This window comes from Nitrosospira lacus (genome assembly GCF_000355765.4).
GTDB classification, from domain to species: Bacteria; Pseudomonadota; Gammaproteobacteria; order Burkholderiales; family Nitrosomonadaceae; genus Nitrosospira; species Nitrosospira lacus.
In genome coordinates, this window is record NZ_CP021106.3 from 1803615 (window position 1) to 1818873 (window position 15259).

Sequence of the window (15259 nt, forward strand, 5' to 3'; positions counted from 1 at the left end):
AGGAAAACTAAAGCGTTTCTTCGTTGACCCGTCGCCGGTATGTCTGTGCGTATTATCAAGGCCTTTTCGCGATCACGCACTGTATGTAAAATTGCGATGACTTGCACTTGGGTTTTACCCCATTTCCACGGACGGTTTGGTTAAGCCTAAAGCATACTGCTGACGCATTTCCAGTTGCCTGCATTTTCGGGTTATGGAATCGTTCGATATAATCGAAGATATCTGTGCGGCGCTTCAGCGCGGGTTCGATACTGCCGACGATATATTCGCTCCCGTTTGAGCACGCCAAAGAAGTTTCCCGCTGCTGCATTGTCGGAACAGCTGCCTGCTGCACTCATGCTGCAAATCAGGTTGTGCCCCTGCAGGAAGCGCTGGTACTCGTCACTGGTAAACTGACAGCCACGATCCGAATGCAGGATGACCGTGGTTTTCACTTCGCGTTGTCACAGCGTCTTGCGCCCTCAGCCCCGCATTGCGGAGTGAGAAATAATACCAGTGTTATCAATATCTTGCTGAGTTTACTCCGCGCCAGTTATTGCGTCGAAAACGAGGGGGAGCCCAATCCGCAACAGTTTTACTTCGGGATAATGACTGGCGGAACAGCTGGAGAAGGCAAAAAATTTGTCGCGGGAAGTAAGGGGAGGTTGGAAATACCGGTCGGACCGGGCGAATATCCTACTTGTTAGCCTCCTTCCATTTCGCCGCCGCCAGGCAAACCGTGGCGCGCAGGGTGGCCGCGCTGGTCTTGATGTCGTTGCAATACAAGGTGAAGCCGCCGGTATATTCCGGGGTAGGGCGGTTATAAACGGCCTGGTCGCAGTATTCGCCCAGCCAGTCGAGTATTTCGGTGTCGGTAAGGGTAAGGGGCGCCGGGCGGTGTTCGATCCATGATTCAGCCCGGCGCCTCATGATCCAATCCTCAATATGTTGATTACAAGTTTTGGGCTATCCTGACCCTTTCAAATCGGGCCGAGTTCCGCGCCAGGCACGGCCTGGACATTTCTTTGCGCTTCTCCGTCGCCAGCCGCTTGTCTTTCCATGCCACAAGGGGCTTACTGGATCGAGGCTATGCCGGTTCGGGCTGCGCGTCTGTTTCGCGGGTGGTTCCTTGAATGCCGTGATGAAGTACGGCATAGGTCGAATATTACAAGTAAAACTTGTAATTGTCAAGAAAATTTGTGTATATGACGGCGCGAGATTAGCGTCATGAGGGGTGAGCGCGGAAGAGGATTGAAGCGTTACCGGTAGGGAACCCGTCTGTAGGGGATCTCTCCGGACTCTCGTTGCTGGGCCCTGCCGGGACCATATTCGATCACCTGGCCATCTTTCAGGATTACCGAATAATCGACAATGTCCTGAATGGAGCCGGAGAAAAAGGACCAGGCGCTGGTGCGCCGCTCAATATAGAGCAGGACTTCGTACTCGCCGCTGCGCTGGTAGCCATCCGGGTTGCCGGCGATTCTGATCACTTCCTCTTTCGAGAGCCCCTCTCGCAACCCCGTCATTTTTCCTCCCATCACGCATGAGGAAAGCATCAATGTGCCGAGCAGGGCGAGGATGATGAATTTCATAATAGGGCTCCGGATGGATGGGTATTCGAGTTGATGGGTCTGTTCAAGATTGTTCTGCTATTGTCCCGAGGCAGGAAGAGATTCAAGCTCCTTGATGAGCAAGGCGACTTCGGCGACTTCCGCCAACACCTCTTTCACCGCGCGCTCAAGCGTGTAATGGCGTTTTTCCAATTCACGCAAATGCTCGGGAAATTGCAGGACATATTGCTCCTGCCGGGCACGTGCCTTTTCCGAAACATGGAAAGCAAACAGCATTTCCAGATTGTCGTAGGGTTTGTGCGCTGTTTTCATCGCTGCGGGTCGATTATTGCCGGAGGGTTGGTCGCGTAGGGGTTATTCGCGCTATCGCTGCCATATGGGCTGCCATAGCGGCCATAGGGATTGTTGATCGAATCTGGGCTGTATTGGCTTCCGTATTGCCCGTAAGGATTGCTGGTGGAATTGGGATCATGCGGGTTGGCGCTTAGATTGCCCAGATATTTTCCGGTCTGCCGGTCCCTGAGTTGCGGCGTTTCCGCATGCGTGTCATGCATCGCCCCGGCCATCAGAATAGCATGCAGTGCAACGATGCCCCATTTCATATCATCCCCCAAAAATGATTGGATTGTCGCATGCGGTGTTGCTCGTCGTTGCATATGAATTACCCTGCGCCTCCTTGCGCCTTGCCCGACGCCCATCCGGTCATTTTAAACCTCTGGCAGATTACCGCCATGCACCGTTGCCGGTAATCATGCATTTTCATTTTAGATGTCTTGCGCAGATTTATCCACTTCTTCAATACATTCGGCTAATTTCTCCCGCGCCGGTCAAATTTCCGTCGGTTTTGTTGATGCCTGTATTGCTGTCTTCTATCAGATTGCCGTCTTTCCCCGAGCCTTGACTCTCGAGGGCATCCGGCGCGCAGGAAATGCCGGAGGTGGGTGAGGCGCCAAATCCGGCTTGGGTAAAGGTTTCAGATCTATCACCGCCTCTTCTGTTTTTTCACCCGGTTCGGCGGCTGCAAGCGCCTTGCTTATCGTCAGTAGGCGGGAGGCATCTTCGTCCGACATGTGCCGCATCGCCCTTGCAACTTCCCTGATGAGTGCTTCTCTGCCGGAAACAGGCGCTTCGGTGGCAGCTTGGGAAGATTTGCCCGAAGCTGCCTTACCGGTCTCGGATGGCGCCGGCATTGTTTCCGCGAACTGCCCCGGTTGCGGCATGGGCATCCCGAAATGCATCAGCGCGGGCGGCAGTTTGAGCACTTCCGCAATTTTGTTCAACCGCTTTCCGCGGGGCTGCGTCACGCCGGACTCCCATTGCTGGACTGCCTGCGGAGAGACGCCAACCAGCTCGGCCAATTGAGATTGGTTCAAGTCGAGTTTTTCACGCCCCTCGCGAATAATCTTCGCAATATTCATGCTTGCGCAATACCGGTACGTCAAAGAAATGTGTTGCCACAATTTATAGCAATGATACAAGCAACACTTGCAGTCTAATTACAAGAATCACTTGACATCTACAAGTAGAACTTGTAATAATGCCTCCCATCGGTATTTCACGGCGAAAAACAGCCGGCCAGCCATCCGGTTTTCGGGAAAGAAGCGGGTTTTAACCCGTTAAAAGCTAAGAGATGAAGCAAGCAAGGGTATTCCAATGAATTATTACGAACGCTACTGCGGCGACTATCAGCGCGACACCGCGCATCTTTCCCTGGCTGAACACGGTGCCTATACGATGTTGCTGGATACCTATTTCAGTGTCGAAAAGCCGTTGCCCAAAGAGCTTCCCGCACTTTTCAGGGTTTGCAGGGCAATGACGCGGGTGGAGCAACAAGCCGTCAAGGCAGTCGCGGATCAATTTTTCCCCATTTCCGGAATCGACGGCTTGCGCCATAACGCTCGCGCAGACCGTGAAATCGCGAAAGCCCGGCCGAAGATAGAGGCTGCGAGAATCAACGGCAGGAAGGGAGGGCGTCCTTCCAAGGAGAAAGAGTCCGTAAATGAAAACAGGAATGAGATTCCGCAAAAACCCCCCGGGTTATTCGTGGGTTCCGAAAACCCGGCCTCTGAGAGAACCTCCGGGGCTGCCGCAAGGGAACCCGGCGGCGAAGCCCACCAGCACCAGCACCAGTTCCATAAAAGCCTGGAAAGCATCCATACACAAACCATTTATCCCTCGGACAAAGAGATGCGCGGTGATCCGCTGCCTGCCCCTGAGCCCATCGTCCAGGCATGCCATGAAAATGGCGCCGCAGCCCTGATGCCACCGGGCGTGGCGGGTGCATGCTGCAAAAGCATGGCGCGGCAGGGCGTGCAGGCTTGCAATCCGCATCATCCGACGCTGCTGGCGTTGCTGCAGGCGGGAGCGGTGGAAGAGGAATTTGTGGAGGCTGCACGAAGCGCCGCCATCAAGGGCAAAGCGAACTTTGCTTACGTTATCGGCACAGTGAAACGGCAACGCGAAGAGGCGGCAAAGCTGGTATTGCACCAGGGCCGGATGCCTAACCGGCAGGAATTGCTTGAGGCATCCAACAAGGCCGCAACCAAAGACTGGCTGCCCCCGGAATTGAGGGTCAGCGGTCCGGAAGGGTCGAAATCGGGAGAAAACCGGCATGCAAACCAATGATTTCCAGAAATTCCACGACGGAATTGTCGGCGTGATGGGCTTTTATGGCCGCAGTGTTTCGACCTTTGCCCTGGATGTATGGTGGACCGCGCTCAAAGGACATGACTTGGCGGCGATCGTGGATGCTTTCAATCGTCATCTGGCGAATCCGGATGCGGGGCAGTTCCCACCCAAGCCCGCCGACATTATCCGCATGCTGCAGGGCTCGACGCAGGATTCCGCGCTACGCGCCTGGGCCAAGGTCGATCAGGCGGTGCGCCGTATCGGGACATATTGCGACGTGGTGTTCGACGATGCGCTGATCCATCGGGTGATACAGGATATGGGCGGCTGGATTGCGCTGGGGACCAAAGGCGAGGATGAATGGCCATTCGTGGCGAAGGAATTCGAGAATCGCTATCGTGGATTTCGCTCGCGCAACGAATATCCGGAGTATCCAGCCAACCTGATCGGCATGGTGACGGCGCATAACAACCAGAAAGGTTTCAGGACTGATCCGCCGGTGCTGATCGGGAATGAGCAATTGGCCGCGCAGGTGCTATGCGGTGGTGCGGACAAGCCCGCGCTTGGATTCAGGCAGTTGCGTGACAAACTGGAGGAAACGGCGAGTGTGGTGTTTCTGAATGAGGAGACCAGTCAGAAAGCGGGCAAGGAAAAAGCATGTCAAACATAAGATGATAAAGAATATAAAAGCATCGAAAAGCATTAAAAATACCCCAGAATCAATGAATATCGTCGAAAACAAGAGAAAAGGAAATAACATGATGGAATCTCCGGCAGTCCATTTACGAGAAACAAATCCAATGAAGGAGTCCTGGTTGAAAGCCGGGCTGGCAGCCCTGACGGCAATGATGGTGTTTTTTCATATCGAGGCCGGGGCGCAAGTCCTGCCCGGTCCCGGGATCGATCTGGGTCTGGGCACCCAGGCAGCTTCTCAGGCCGCGGCGGCCGCCGGCGCCTTGTCGAACTCGCAACAGATCCAGACGCAAACCGCCGTTGCCACGGCAACGGGAGGGCAGGGCGGGGCAGCCTACAACACCGGAAACAGCCAGACCATGAATCTGGGTGTGCATGGCGTGCGCAACAACCCGAATATCGGGCTCGGGTTGATGGTGCCGACCGCGCCGTGCCGTGACACTTACTCATTGGGCGGCTCCGCCGCCGGGGTTGGCGGCGGCGTGGCCTGGTCGAAGGCCGATCGCGAATGCCGCTGGCAGGATATCGGCGCGGCATTTATCCGGGCGGGGTTTATTGAAGATGGGCTCGCCCTGTGGTGCGCGATCGAGGGTGTGGAGGATATCGCGCCGACCTGCAGGCGGCTGAAAGCGGCAAAACAGGTGATGCAGGGCTCCGTCGCAACATCGAATGACAAACCCGGCCAGGGAGGGTGGCAGGAATGGTGAAAGTGGCGATGCATAAAAACGGTACGGATTGCGAGTCGCCAGGTCTCGAGCGCTGGGAGTATGGAAATCCGGAGTATGTGGTCGCGCGCAGGCGAGCGCAGTCGTGCCACGGCTGCCGGCACGAGGAAACGGTCCACGTGATTTCACAATCCATCAAGTACTGCGGAAAAGGCCGCAAATACGGCAAGCGTTGCCTTTCATATCAACACAAGGAGCATGACAAATGAAATTCAGCAGCCCGGAGCGCGCCCTGAGATGGGCGTATGAAACCAGTAACAGGCCAATCGTGAAAATATCGTCCGTCAATGACATGCGCGAAGCCAGCAGGACGGGGGGCATGGCCGGGAATGGCGAACTGACGGTGCATGACCGCCATGCCCAGGCGGCGCTGATACTCAGCTTATGCGAGCGCGTGTTGCCTTCGGTGCATATGGCCTACGTGCGGGTCCAGTTCGGCAGGGAAGCCAGCGGGTTCGAGCTGCTGACGCACCATCTGGCGGCGAATTTTGGCACGGGGCTCCACAGTCGCCGAAGCATCGAGCAGATCATCCGCGCCTACTGCGGCGAGAAAATAGGGCTGCGCGAGATACGCAAATCCATGTCGTGCGGCATGCTCAAGGCGGTGTCCTACCGCAACCAGGCTTATGATACGCTGGATGTCATCCATGCCCAGGCGATGGATAGATTAGGCATGGAAATGGAGGCCAGGGGGCTGTTGCGGGATGCATCCTCGGGTCTGGTTTCGTAAAGGCCACCCGATATGAAGTTAAAGGAAATCATCGCATCAGCTCTGCCAGAACTTCATGTGCCGGGCTCCTGCGCCAGACGAATGATCACCGGCCGTGGTATTGCCCCCGCTTTTCTCTGGCGGGACTGGGCGTTGGCGCTATCCTCGCCCAGTCCTTTTCTGCTTCGATTCCTTAAGTCCGGCCGTTAGTGCTGAGGTACCGAACCACGCCATGATCCGGTTTCGCTCGCGCGTTCTTCCAGGAATTTCTTGAAATCCTCCAGATCTCCCCGGGTTTCTGTCTCTACAACACCTGCCGCATCCCCGGCCTTTTCGATGAAACCCTTAGGTGCGTAGTCCATTTGGAGCATGATCCGGGTTGTTGAATCGGAAATCTTGTGGAAGGTCACGACACCGGCGTTTTGAGCTCCGCTCGTGCTGCGCCAGGCAATTCGCTTATCCGGGATTTGCTCGGTAATTTCCGAATCCCATTCTTCCTCTTTGCCGGCTACCTCGGCACGCCAGTGTAAATGGGTATCGTCAAGCTGCCGTACTTCACGCACGCCTTTCATGAATCTGGGAAAATCCTCGAATTGGGTCCATTGGTTATACGCAGTGCTGACGGGCACATTCACTTCGATGGATTCTTCGATTGTCGTTTTTCCTGATTCGCGGGATTTTCTGAGCTGTTTCGATAACAATATACCGCCAGCGGCAATTGTCGCGATCGTTAAAATTTTTGCTAACATTTTGATCTCCTTCAGGACTGGATCTGCTTCAAGACGGCAGCAGCTTATAAAAAAGATTCGCCCACTCAAATGCTTGGGCACGGAACGAACAAATCGGCTGGTGTGATGATGAACTTTCAGGTGGGCGCGATCTGTGCGGTGGTCAACGTAATGCATCATCTCGCAGACCTGTGGATGCAACCGGCTGTGGAGGGGATGCCGGAAGTTGCCCCGGATGGGCCGAAGACAGGATGACGAGAATCCTTCGCATCGCTTCCCACTTTCGAGAGCCCCGGAAATCCATCCCAAAAACCGATCCCGGTTTTCTTTTCTCTTTTTAGAATATATTTGACTTTATCTCACATTTCTATAATACTGGAAACATGGAAATAAAGGAAGCTGTCGCGGCCCTTGCCGCACTCGCCCAGGAAACACGCCTTTCGATATTTCGCCTGCTGGTTCAGGCGGGGCCGGAAGGCGTGCCTGCAGGGCAGATTGGCGAAATGCTGAAAGTCGCGCCGGCGACACTTTCGTTTCATTTGAAGGAACTCAACCGCGCGGGCCTGATCTCGCCGCGCCAGGAAGGGCGATTCATCTACTATGCCGCTGATTTCGAGCGCATGGCCGGGATCATGGCCTTCCTCACGCAAAACTGCTGCCAGGGAATGCCTGAGGCATGTCTCACCGTAGTCGAAAACGCGCTGGGCGGCTGTTGTCCGCCGAAATCGAAAACCTGAATCTATAAGGAGATAATCATGAAACGCTTCCACGTTCACATCGCCGTCGATGATCTTGATGTCAATATCCGCTTTTATTCCGCGGTGTTCGGTATCCCGCCAACCGTCACAAAAACCGACTATGCGAAATGGATGATCGAGGAGCCGCGGATCAATTTCGCGATTTCAAACCGCGGTGCAAAAACAGGTCTTGATCACTGCTGTCCCACAATTTGTCATTACCATAAAGCTCCCTGGATGGGTTGATGATCACCCGGCGGCGGTTCAGTCTTGATCAGCCTAATCAGGTCCCGTTTTGCAAACAGGTTAAGTGCGAGCAGCCTCAGGATTTGTTGCTGAGATATTGCCACTTGATGACTGAATTTGATGAATGCCAACAGCAAATAGACGCACATGGCAATCCAGATTTGGGTCATCACGGCATTTTTGCTGGTGCCCAAAAACGATTTGATCTTGAGATTTTGCTTGATCCATTTAAAAAACAACTCCACTTGCCAGCGCTGCTTATAAATGGCAGCAATGGTTTGCGCGGACAGCTTGAAATGGTTGGTGATAAAGATGTATTCCCGTTGTGTTTGCGCATCCTGGTAGACCACTTGGCGCACGTTGGGCAGCTCCTTCTGGCACGAGCGGTACGAATTGAAGCGAATGACTGCATCACTGATGACGCTCGAATGAACAGGAACGGCACACCGTTCAATAACTTCATAAGTGGCGTTGCCCCGTTGTCGGGTGACGTAAAAGACCCCCTGCCCGGTCAGTAACTTGTACCAGGAATAATCATTGTAGCCGCGATCACATACCACAATACTGCCTTTGGGCAAGGCAAGCAGTTTGGCGCACTCGCTATCCGCCTTCCTGCTTTCCGTGAGGGTGGCAAATGCGGGCAGATTGCCTCTTAAATCCAGTCCAACCTGTAACTTCATGGCGCCTTTTCCCAACGCGTAATGCGACCAGGGAAAAAGCTTGAGCGATAGATCAATGAGAGAAGCATCCAGCGCATAAAGCGGATTCTTAAAGCGGAAGCCGTGCTTGGGTGCCCGCTTGAGGCAGCGCTCATACAGACGGTAAAACAGCGCTTCGTAACAACTAGCGGGTTGCTGGTTATTCAGGCGTGCCAGACTGGACCGGGAAATGGGCGCGCTGCCCAAGTGATAGCTGTGCTGGCGTTGTGCTTGCAGGTTGGTTTCAATATCACGCAAACTCTGCCGCCCGCTCAACTGTGCAAATACCATGGCAACAAACTGTGCCCAGCGGCTGGTCTTGCGCAACCTCTGGCCTTGGTGATGCAAAGAAGCGATCGCTTCAAATTCATGTCTGCCAACAATTTTAAGCAGTTGCAAGAAGACTGTATTACAATGCGCCATGGCTTGGATTCCTTTGTCTTTCAAAGAGTTGTCGAGAAACTCATTGTAAATCAACAAAGGATATTCAGGCCTTTTTTAGCGGTTTTGTGGGACAGCAGTGGGTCTTGATCATTTGGGATTGCAAGTCGATTCGGATGACGAGCTCGAAGAATTGCGCCAGAACGTGGCCGAGGCCGGGATCGCCGCACTCGATCAGCCACATACGGAATGCTGCTACGCGCGTTCGGATAAATACTGGATTACCGACCCGCAGGGCATAGCCTGGGAAACCTACCACACGCTTGGCGAGGTGGAAATCTATGGCGTGGATACGCCAAAAACACCCGGGAAATCCAAGACCGCCCGGTCCGCCGCGTGCTGCGCGCCCAAGCCCAAAGCCGCGGAATCCGGTGCATGCTGCACACCCGCCAAGCCAAATGATACTGCTCGCAAGCAGGAGGGGTCAGTCTGCTGCTGACATCGGGGTGTGGAGAACCCGGCCGTAGTGGCATAGATCCAGAGAGTCAGGAGTGTCATGCAACACAATGCAAAACGGGAGCCGAAGCTCCCGTTTTGCATTGGACTGGACTTGAATCCGGATTACCGGACGGTTGTTTTTCTGCGACGCGCCACCGCACCCATCAAGCCCAGACCCGCCAGCATCATGGCGTAGGTTTCGGGTTCAGGCACAGCGGAGATCAGAATGGTGCTGTCCACGAGGCTATCCGGGTGTTGTATGTTTACGTAGGCGATATTGGCATGGAACTTGTCGAAATAAAGGCCCGTGGGTTCCGCGCCTATGGTGGACATGGAAGCCCAGCGTGCGATGGATTCGGCTACGCCATCATTGTTGGTATCCTGGGCGAACCAGATGTCAGCGACACCCCCGGGTTGATCCTCGACGATGTAGACGTTGCCGGCGGCATCGACCGCAAGATTGTCCGGGCTGGTCAGCGAGGTGCCCACTGCCAGGCCGGTAGCCCGATCGAGCGTGTCGCGGCCTGCGAAGAGCTTCACCTCATTGGAGCCGAGGTTGATGGAGTACACTTCATGCGTGGTCGTGGTGGTCACAAACACCATTTCATCGCCATTCGCCAGGGTTTTGATCTCCATGTCCTCCGGACGCTGGTAATCGGTTCCCTGCACGGCGTTGGCTGTCAAGCGGCCATCGATACTGCCATCCGTATTCAGAACGGATACGCCCGCAAGCGCGCCACCGGTGGCATTGGTTATCGGCGCCCAGGTGAAGGAACCCACCGCATTGGCGTTGCCGCCGCCATTGACCAGCATGGCGAAGGTCTGACCCGCCGAGAAATAGTCGTCGCCATTGGTCGCATTGGGGTTGGCGGAGACGTATTTGTATACGCTGCCACCATTAAATTCATCGATGAAGTACAGGCTGTGGTCCTTGTCGAAAGCCAGGCCTTCATGCGATACGTGGGGCAGGATCGAGCGATTCACGAAATTGGAGTCACCTGTGCCGGTGGCGGTCACCGGGTTGGTCAATTCGAACAGGCGGCCCTTGGTGCTGCCGGCACCCCAGGATTCTTCCGCGGTCAGGTAACTGCCCCAGGGTGTCCAGCGGGAGGCATCACCGGAGACGAAGCCTTGCGTGCCGGGCTGAACGAGGGTTTTGGTTAGTCCCGTCATCAAATCGGTGCGCTGCACACCGGCAGCGGAAGTTTCAAAGGGGCTGAACAGGTAGCGGCCGGCATCAGGACCGGTCTCGTTGGCGGTGATCATGTCCCAATTACCGGAGTTGGCTTCGCCCAGGCCGAGCTGCGTGGTGCGATCAGCAATCCGGATCTGCGAGAAATTGGGTGAAGACAACTGGAACGGAGCATTTTCGGGGAGAAAACCAGCCGCCACATTGCCGGGCAGCGGGGTGAAATTGTCGAAATGGGTATCCGCGGCGATAGCTTGCGCTGCTCCCGCCATGACGATAAGTGCTCCTGAAACAAGGATACTCAGTTTTTTCTGCTTGAACATTGGTAGGGACTCCAAGAAATTGAGATATTGAGTTTTAAGATGTACTGGCAGTCCGGCTGTTTACGCGTTTTTTTTCGGAACCGCGCAAATCCTGGATTTTCCGACCCCGGCTTGTGGCGGGTGTGGCTTTACGGTACAGGAAAAATATAACGCCGGCACATGACAGGACATGCTTCGGGGGGATTTGTTAGCGTAGGCTGTTCGATCCAGACGGCAGGTGAGGGGCAAGAAGTTATTATTAATTTCCTTCATCCCTGCAAAATAATAGCGCCTATCTATCGGCCTGGAAACGAGAATACTCAAATCACATGATCCGGTTCGAGCGCACATGGAATGTGCTCATGTATTTCGATCTGGATTGTCGCGTGGTCAATTTTGAAGCGCTCCTGCAGTTCATGCGCAAGCTGCGCCAGAAATTCATCGCCTGGATGGCCCCCTGGCATCAGACAATGGCAGGTCAGCACTGTCTCCGTGGTACTCATCGACCAGATGTGCAAGTCATGGATCGCTGTCACGCCGGGCTGTTCCCCGAGAAAAGCACTGACCTCATCCAGCTTGAGCCCGGCCGGGACCGCGTCGAGCGACATGCCCACTGAATTACGCAATAAACCCCATGTTCCCGCCAGGATAATGGCGGCGATGGCAAGGCTTGCAACGGGATCAAGCCATGTCCAGCCCGAGAGAAACATTACGCCGCCTGTTATCACTACGCCGAGTGAAACCAGTGCGTCGTAGACCATGTGCAAGAAGGCACCCCGCAAATTAATGTCATCCTTGTTTCCGGGGGCAAGCAGCCACGCTGTAACGCCATTGACAACGATGCCTGCCGCGGCCACGACGATGACCGTGACGCTGGCGATTTCACCCGGTGCCGACAGGCGCCGTATACCTTCAATCGTAATCGCGCCGACGGCTGCCAGGAGCAGCATCGCATTAACGAGCGCAGCCAGAATCGTGGCGCGCCGCAAGCCATAGGTGTAATTTTGAGAAGGCGCGCGCCGTGCGAGCACTATGGCAATCCACGCTATCACCAGCCCCAGCACATCACCGAGATTGTGTCCTGCATCGGCTATCAAAGCCATGGAGTTGGCCAATAGGCCATAAATCGCTTCAACGACGACGAAACCAAGATTGAGGGCGATGCCGGCAGCAAAAGCAGCTGTCAAATTCCTGGATGCATGCGGCTGCGTATGGCCACGTGGATGGAGATGGTCATGCCTGGTCATGGTTTTCCCTCATGTCCGGGATTTCGTTGGTTTTGCCTGCACAGCAGCTGCGTTGCGTCTGAATCGGCGAACACTCTACTTTCCGCAACGAGGATCGTGAACCTTAAGCATGATGCTGCAGACATGCCTAATCGTGGCATGTTTCCAAGATTGCCAGGCAAAATCTCAAATCTCTTCTTGTTCGTTTATCCCCCAAAACCGCGGAACGGAGCTGCATGCCCGGGGGAAGTCCTGATCGAGAAAAGGGGCTGCGGGGCGCACAGGAAGGAACAAACAAAAGCGCCTTGGCGCACACCCCTTACATTTCGATAATGCCTTTCAAGGGCAGGTGATCGGATGTCACGCGCGCGAGGTCGCTGGCATGAGCCTCCACCCTCGCGAGCCGTTTGCGCGGGTGCACCCAGAGGCGGTCAAGCGCCATGAAAGGCAGGCGGGCGGGAAAGGTTGCGCAGTGGGGAGGGCGCTTGAAGTGTGCGTGCAGCCAGCGCAGAGGCCGTCCCCAGAGAAACCATTCGTTCAGGTCACCCATCAGCACATAAATATTCGCGGAACCGATGTGGAAAAGCTTGAGCAGCTCGCGGACCTGCTGACGCCGCTCCCAGGGCATGAGCCCAAGATGGGTCGCGACTACCTGCACGCGGCGCCCATCTCCATCAAGGGTGATATCGATCGCCCCGCGCGCCTCGTGTCCGGGCAGGGTCAGGTCGACCCGGTTCACCCTCAGGATGGGAAGCCTTGTCAGTATGGCGTTGCCATAGTGCCGGGTTCTGCGCAATAAAGTAGGGCTGGCAACGGCGGTCAACCCGGTTTTCGCGGCTAGATAATCGAGCAGATCGTGGCCGTCAACCTCATGATGTTCCACTTCCTGCAGCGCCACGACATCCGCATCCAGCTCCTTCAGCACCTGCACGGTGCGTTCAGGCTCGAAGCGGTCATCTGCCCCGACACAGGCATGAATGTTGTAGGTGGCGAGCGTTAGCGTTCCCATCTCATCTGCTTTTCCATTTTGTATACGGGTGGTTTACCAGGTTGGCGTTGTAATAGCGGGGATCGTCGGTCACTTCCTCGCCCGCCCAGGGGGGTCGGTCAAATACCTGCTGTGCGCTTTTCAGCTCGACCTCGGCCACTATCAGGCCGGCATTGTCACCGTAAAATTCATCCACCTCCCATACGAGTCCGCCGTACCCGACGCGGTACCTCCGCTTCTCGATCAGGGGCCGCAGGCACAAATCATCCAGCATCTCCCGGGCGTGGGCAACAGGAATCGGGTATTCGTATTCGGCGCGCGTGGCGCCTGCGGTAATACCCTTGATCGTCAGGTAAGCGGAATCCCCCGCGATACGCACGCGCACCGTGCGTTGTTTGTCGACGCTCAGGTAGCCCTGGCGGATTTCGCTGTAGATTGCGTTGCGCCAGCTATCGGCGTTTTTGTCTTCAACAAGAAACTTGCGCTCAATTTCCTTATTCATAGCCCTTCGCATCCGGCAGGGGGCGGATTCCCAGGATACGGGAGACAGCCAGCGGATAGGCGACGTTTTCAAATTGCTCCAGCCCCAGAGCGGATTGCACCGTGAGTACCTGCTCAGCGTACGGGGATTCGATAGCGATGGATTCGATAGCCGCGCCGTTGACCAATATCCAGTCTATCTCTACCGGACAATCCTGCAAGGTGAAACGGGAGCGGCGCTTGAACACGTTGGCGCGATAAAGGCGGTGGCCGCATAGGCTGTCCTGGGTGACATGATGAAGAAATTCTTTCTCGGTTACCATCGCGGTCAATGAGTCGGGAAAGGGCAAGGCCCGTTCCAGCGCGGAAACCGGAAAAAGGCTGTCGGGAATGGCCGCGCGTTCGATGGGGAATGCCATTGATCCCGTGGGTTTCCAGCGTTCCAGTCCATTGACGCGGTCGATCAGGCGTTTGAATTCCAGTTTGCCCTCGCGAATTTTGACATTGCGATCGCTGTTTTCATTACCGAGAATATAAATTTCCCTGCTTTCATTGATTGATTCGCAAGGTGCGGCTTTGCGAATACGTTGTTCCATCTTGTTGAAACCGTGCCCGAAAATCCGGAATTCGAAGCGTGGCATGATTTCATTCACTGCCGCCAGCCGGAAAACGGGCGCGTCCAGGGGCGTATTCCCCGCATCCAGTATCTCCCTGGGCATGTCTATTATTTGTGCAATCATTTCAGCCTCCCTCTTTTCTGTAAGTAAAAAATGATTCAACGGTAAATCATGAGCCGGTTCAATCAGTCCGGGCTCGCAGCCGGGTATTCCGCCGCCGCCCCTCCCGGCGCCAGAATGACCAGCCCCTGACGACAATGGCAGCGATGATGAAAATGCAGGCGTGGGTGGACTTTCCATTCCTTCTTATAGAGCGGCATCCATTCCCGGAAGGCGCGAAAGAAATGCGCTCCATCGACGAGAAAGGCAATCCGGTCGGCGCGTTCGGTTCGCCAGCAGTTTTTTCCCGGTTTAAGGATAGAGGCTGCTCTCATCACGCTCCCGAATTCATGGCGGGAAGCTTGATGACCACTTTCGGCGGACTGACAATCCGTACCACCGCCCGCGCGGTGGTCAGCATGCCCACGAGCGCGTCAAGTTTCTCCAGGCCGTTAATCGTTGCGATCCTTGCCAGAAGTTCCGGACCACCGGAAACATCGATATCTTCCAGCTCGGCGGCGGGCGCATGAGGATGAAGCCTGTGAAACAAGGTGTGGTTATAGTTGAGCGGCAGGATAACTTCTATCTGCCCGGCTTGATCGAGGAGCGCGGGTATGGATTCAACCGTTTCATGACCATGCCAGGTTAACCTGATCGCTGGTTCTTTTTCCATTATCGGCTCCTGATTCATTCAGTTTTCCTGCCCGGGAATACAGGGTGGTCTAATCGCCATTACATTACTATGGGCTGCTTCGCGCCGGCGTT

The 15259-nt window shown here is 55.3% G+C and carries 22 protein-coding genes and 2 pseudogenes; 9 read left to right on the plus strand and 15 right to left on the minus strand.

Going from position 1 to position 15259, the window contains the following annotated elements:
• Positions 1–114: 114 nt before the first annotated feature.
• From EBAPG3_RS08055 to EBAPG3_RS08080, 6 genes and pseudogenes are all read right to left on the minus strand, one after another.
• A pseudogene (locus tag EBAPG3_RS08055) lies at positions 115–431 on the minus strand (IS3 family transposase); the annotation flags it as partial.
• Between the two features lie 244 nt (positions 432–675).
• Positions 676–909 (minus strand): hypothetical protein, encoded by a 234-nt coding sequence (locus EBAPG3_RS08060; RefSeq protein WP_004176949.1) that lies wholly within the window; start codon positions 907–909, stop codon positions 676–678.
• Between the two features lie 329 nt (positions 910–1238).
• Entirely contained in the window at positions 1239–1571 is a 333-nt protein-coding gene (locus EBAPG3_RS08065) for a hypothetical protein (protein WP_004176951.1), read from the minus strand.
• 57 nt (positions 1572–1628) lie between these two features.
• Positions 1629–1862: a hypothetical protein gene (locus tag EBAPG3_RS08070; protein ID WP_004176953.1), complete on the minus strand. Its 234-nt coding sequence runs from the start codon at positions 1860–1862 to the stop codon at positions 1629–1631.
• Positions 1859–2152, minus strand: coding sequence for a hypothetical protein (locus EBAPG3_RS08075; protein WP_004176955.1), 294 nt, complete (start codon positions 2150–2152; stop codon positions 1859–1861). The genes EBAPG3_RS08070 and EBAPG3_RS08075 overlap by 4 nt, the downstream gene beginning before the upstream one ends.
• Positions 2153–2422: 270 nt before the next feature.
• Positions 2423–2968, minus strand: coding sequence for a helix-turn-helix transcriptional regulator (locus tag EBAPG3_RS08080; RefSeq protein WP_004176957.1), 546 nt, complete (start codon positions 2966–2968; stop codon positions 2423–2425).
• Between the two features lie 235 nt (positions 2969–3203).
• Between EBAPG3_RS08080 and EBAPG3_RS08085 the strand changes: the two genes are divergently transcribed.
• The 5 genes from EBAPG3_RS08085 to EBAPG3_RS08105 all read left to right on the plus strand — a co-directional run bounded on the left by EBAPG3_RS08085 (position 3204) and on the right by EBAPG3_RS08105 (position 6326).
• Positions 3204–4175, plus strand: coding sequence for a YdaU family protein (locus tag EBAPG3_RS08085; RefSeq protein WP_004176959.1), 972 nt, complete (start codon positions 3204–3206; stop codon positions 4173–4175).
• The gene (locus tag EBAPG3_RS08090) at positions 4162–4848 is read left to right on the plus strand and encodes a DUF6475 domain-containing protein (RefSeq protein WP_004176961.1); all 687 of its coding nucleotides are present in this window, start codon (positions 4162–4164) and stop codon (positions 4846–4848) included. Before EBAPG3_RS08085 ends, EBAPG3_RS08090 begins: the two co-directional genes overlap by 14 nt.
• Positions 4849–4936: 88 nt before the next feature.
• On the plus strand, positions 4937–5578 hold the full coding sequence (locus EBAPG3_RS08095) for a hypothetical protein (RefSeq protein ID WP_151898890.1): 642 nt from the start codon (positions 4937–4939) through the stop codon (positions 5576–5578).
• Between the two features lie 2 nt (positions 5579–5580).
• Complete coding sequence (locus EBAPG3_RS08100) at positions 5581–5805, plus strand: hypothetical protein (protein WP_085921994.1); 225 nt, start codon at positions 5581–5583, stop codon at positions 5803–5805.
• A complete protein-coding gene (locus tag EBAPG3_RS08105; RefSeq protein ID WP_004176965.1) occupies positions 5802–6326 on the plus strand; it encodes a hypothetical protein in 525 nt (174 codons plus the stop codon). The genes EBAPG3_RS08100 and EBAPG3_RS08105 overlap by 4 nt, the downstream gene beginning before the upstream one ends.
• 185 nt (positions 6327–6511) lie before the next feature.
• Here the strand turns inward: EBAPG3_RS08105 and EBAPG3_RS08110 are convergent, their stop codons facing one another.
• Complete coding sequence (locus EBAPG3_RS08110; protein ID WP_004176969.1) at positions 6512–7054, minus strand: SRPBCC family protein; 543 nt, start codon at positions 7052–7054, stop codon at positions 6512–6514.
• A gap of 105 nt (positions 7055–7159) precedes the next feature.
• Between EBAPG3_RS08110 and EBAPG3_RS15560 the strand changes: the two genes are divergently transcribed.
• The 3 genes and pseudogenes from EBAPG3_RS15560 to EBAPG3_RS08120 form a co-directional block, all read left to right on the plus strand.
• Complete coding sequence (locus tag EBAPG3_RS15560; protein WP_257789913.1) at positions 7160–7288, plus strand: hypothetical protein; 129 nt, start codon at positions 7160–7162, stop codon at positions 7286–7288.
• A gap of 128 nt (positions 7289–7416) precedes the next feature.
• On the plus strand, positions 7417–7770 hold the full coding sequence (locus EBAPG3_RS08115; protein ID WP_004176971.1) for an ArsR/SmtB family transcription factor: 354 nt from the start codon (positions 7417–7419) through the stop codon (positions 7768–7770).
• 18 nt (positions 7771–7788) lie between these two features.
• A pseudogene (locus tag EBAPG3_RS08120) lies at positions 7789–7968 on the plus strand (VOC family protein); the annotation flags it as partial.
• Positions 7969–7988: 20 nt separating this feature from the next.
• On the opposite strand, the gene EBAPG3_RS08125 reads toward EBAPG3_RS08120, so the two are convergent.
• Entirely contained in the window at positions 7989–9137 is a 1149-nt protein-coding gene (locus EBAPG3_RS08125; protein WP_004177414.1) for an IS4 family transposase, read from the minus strand.
• 97 nt (positions 9138–9234) lie between these two features.
• Here EBAPG3_RS08125 and EBAPG3_RS08130 point away from each other — a divergent pair, with 97 nt between their 5' ends.
• Positions 9235–9594: a VOC family protein gene (locus EBAPG3_RS08130; RefSeq protein ID WP_004174160.1), complete on the plus strand. Its 360-nt coding sequence runs from the start codon at positions 9235–9237 to the stop codon at positions 9592–9594.
• A gap of 122 nt (positions 9595–9716) precedes the next feature.
• Here the strand turns inward: EBAPG3_RS08130 and EBAPG3_RS08135 are convergent, their stop codons facing one another.
• The 7 genes from EBAPG3_RS08135 to EBAPG3_RS08165 form a co-directional block, all read right to left on the minus strand.
• A complete protein-coding gene (locus EBAPG3_RS08135) occupies positions 9717–11105 on the minus strand; it encodes an alkaline phosphatase PhoX (RefSeq protein WP_004174162.1) in 1389 nt (462 codons plus the stop codon).
• Positions 11106–11404: 299 nt separating this feature from the next.
• Complete coding sequence (locus EBAPG3_RS08140; protein ID WP_004174163.1) at positions 11405–12331, minus strand: cation diffusion facilitator family transporter; 927 nt, start codon at positions 12329–12331, stop codon at positions 11405–11407.
• Positions 12332–12629: 298 nt separating this feature from the next.
• Positions 12630–13319 carry an endonuclease/exonuclease/phosphatase family protein gene (locus EBAPG3_RS08145; RefSeq protein WP_004174164.1) on the minus strand — a complete coding sequence of 230 codons (690 nt, stop codon included), beginning with the start codon at positions 13317–13319 and terminating at the stop codon, positions 12630–12632.
• A gap of 1 nt (position 13320) precedes the next feature.
• Positions 13321–13800: a CYTH domain-containing protein gene (locus EBAPG3_RS08150; RefSeq protein ID WP_004174165.1), complete on the minus strand. Its 480-nt coding sequence runs from the start codon at positions 13798–13800 to the stop codon at positions 13321–13323.
• Positions 13793–14518 carry a hypothetical protein gene (locus EBAPG3_RS08155; protein WP_004174166.1) on the minus strand — a complete coding sequence of 242 codons (726 nt, stop codon included), beginning with the start codon at positions 14516–14518 and terminating at the stop codon, positions 13793–13795. The genes EBAPG3_RS08150 and EBAPG3_RS08155 overlap by 8 nt, the downstream gene beginning before the upstream one ends.
• A gap of 62 nt (positions 14519–14580) precedes the next feature.
• Positions 14581–14829, minus strand: a complete 249-nt coding sequence (locus EBAPG3_RS08160) for a hypothetical protein (protein ID WP_004174167.1) — start codon at positions 14827–14829, stop codon at positions 14581–14583.
• Positions 14829–15167: a hypothetical protein gene (locus EBAPG3_RS08165; RefSeq protein WP_151898891.1), complete on the minus strand. Its 339-nt coding sequence runs from the start codon at positions 15165–15167 to the stop codon at positions 14829–14831. The genes EBAPG3_RS08160 and EBAPG3_RS08165 overlap by 1 nt, the downstream gene beginning before the upstream one ends.
• Positions 15168–15259: the final 92 nt, after the last annotated feature.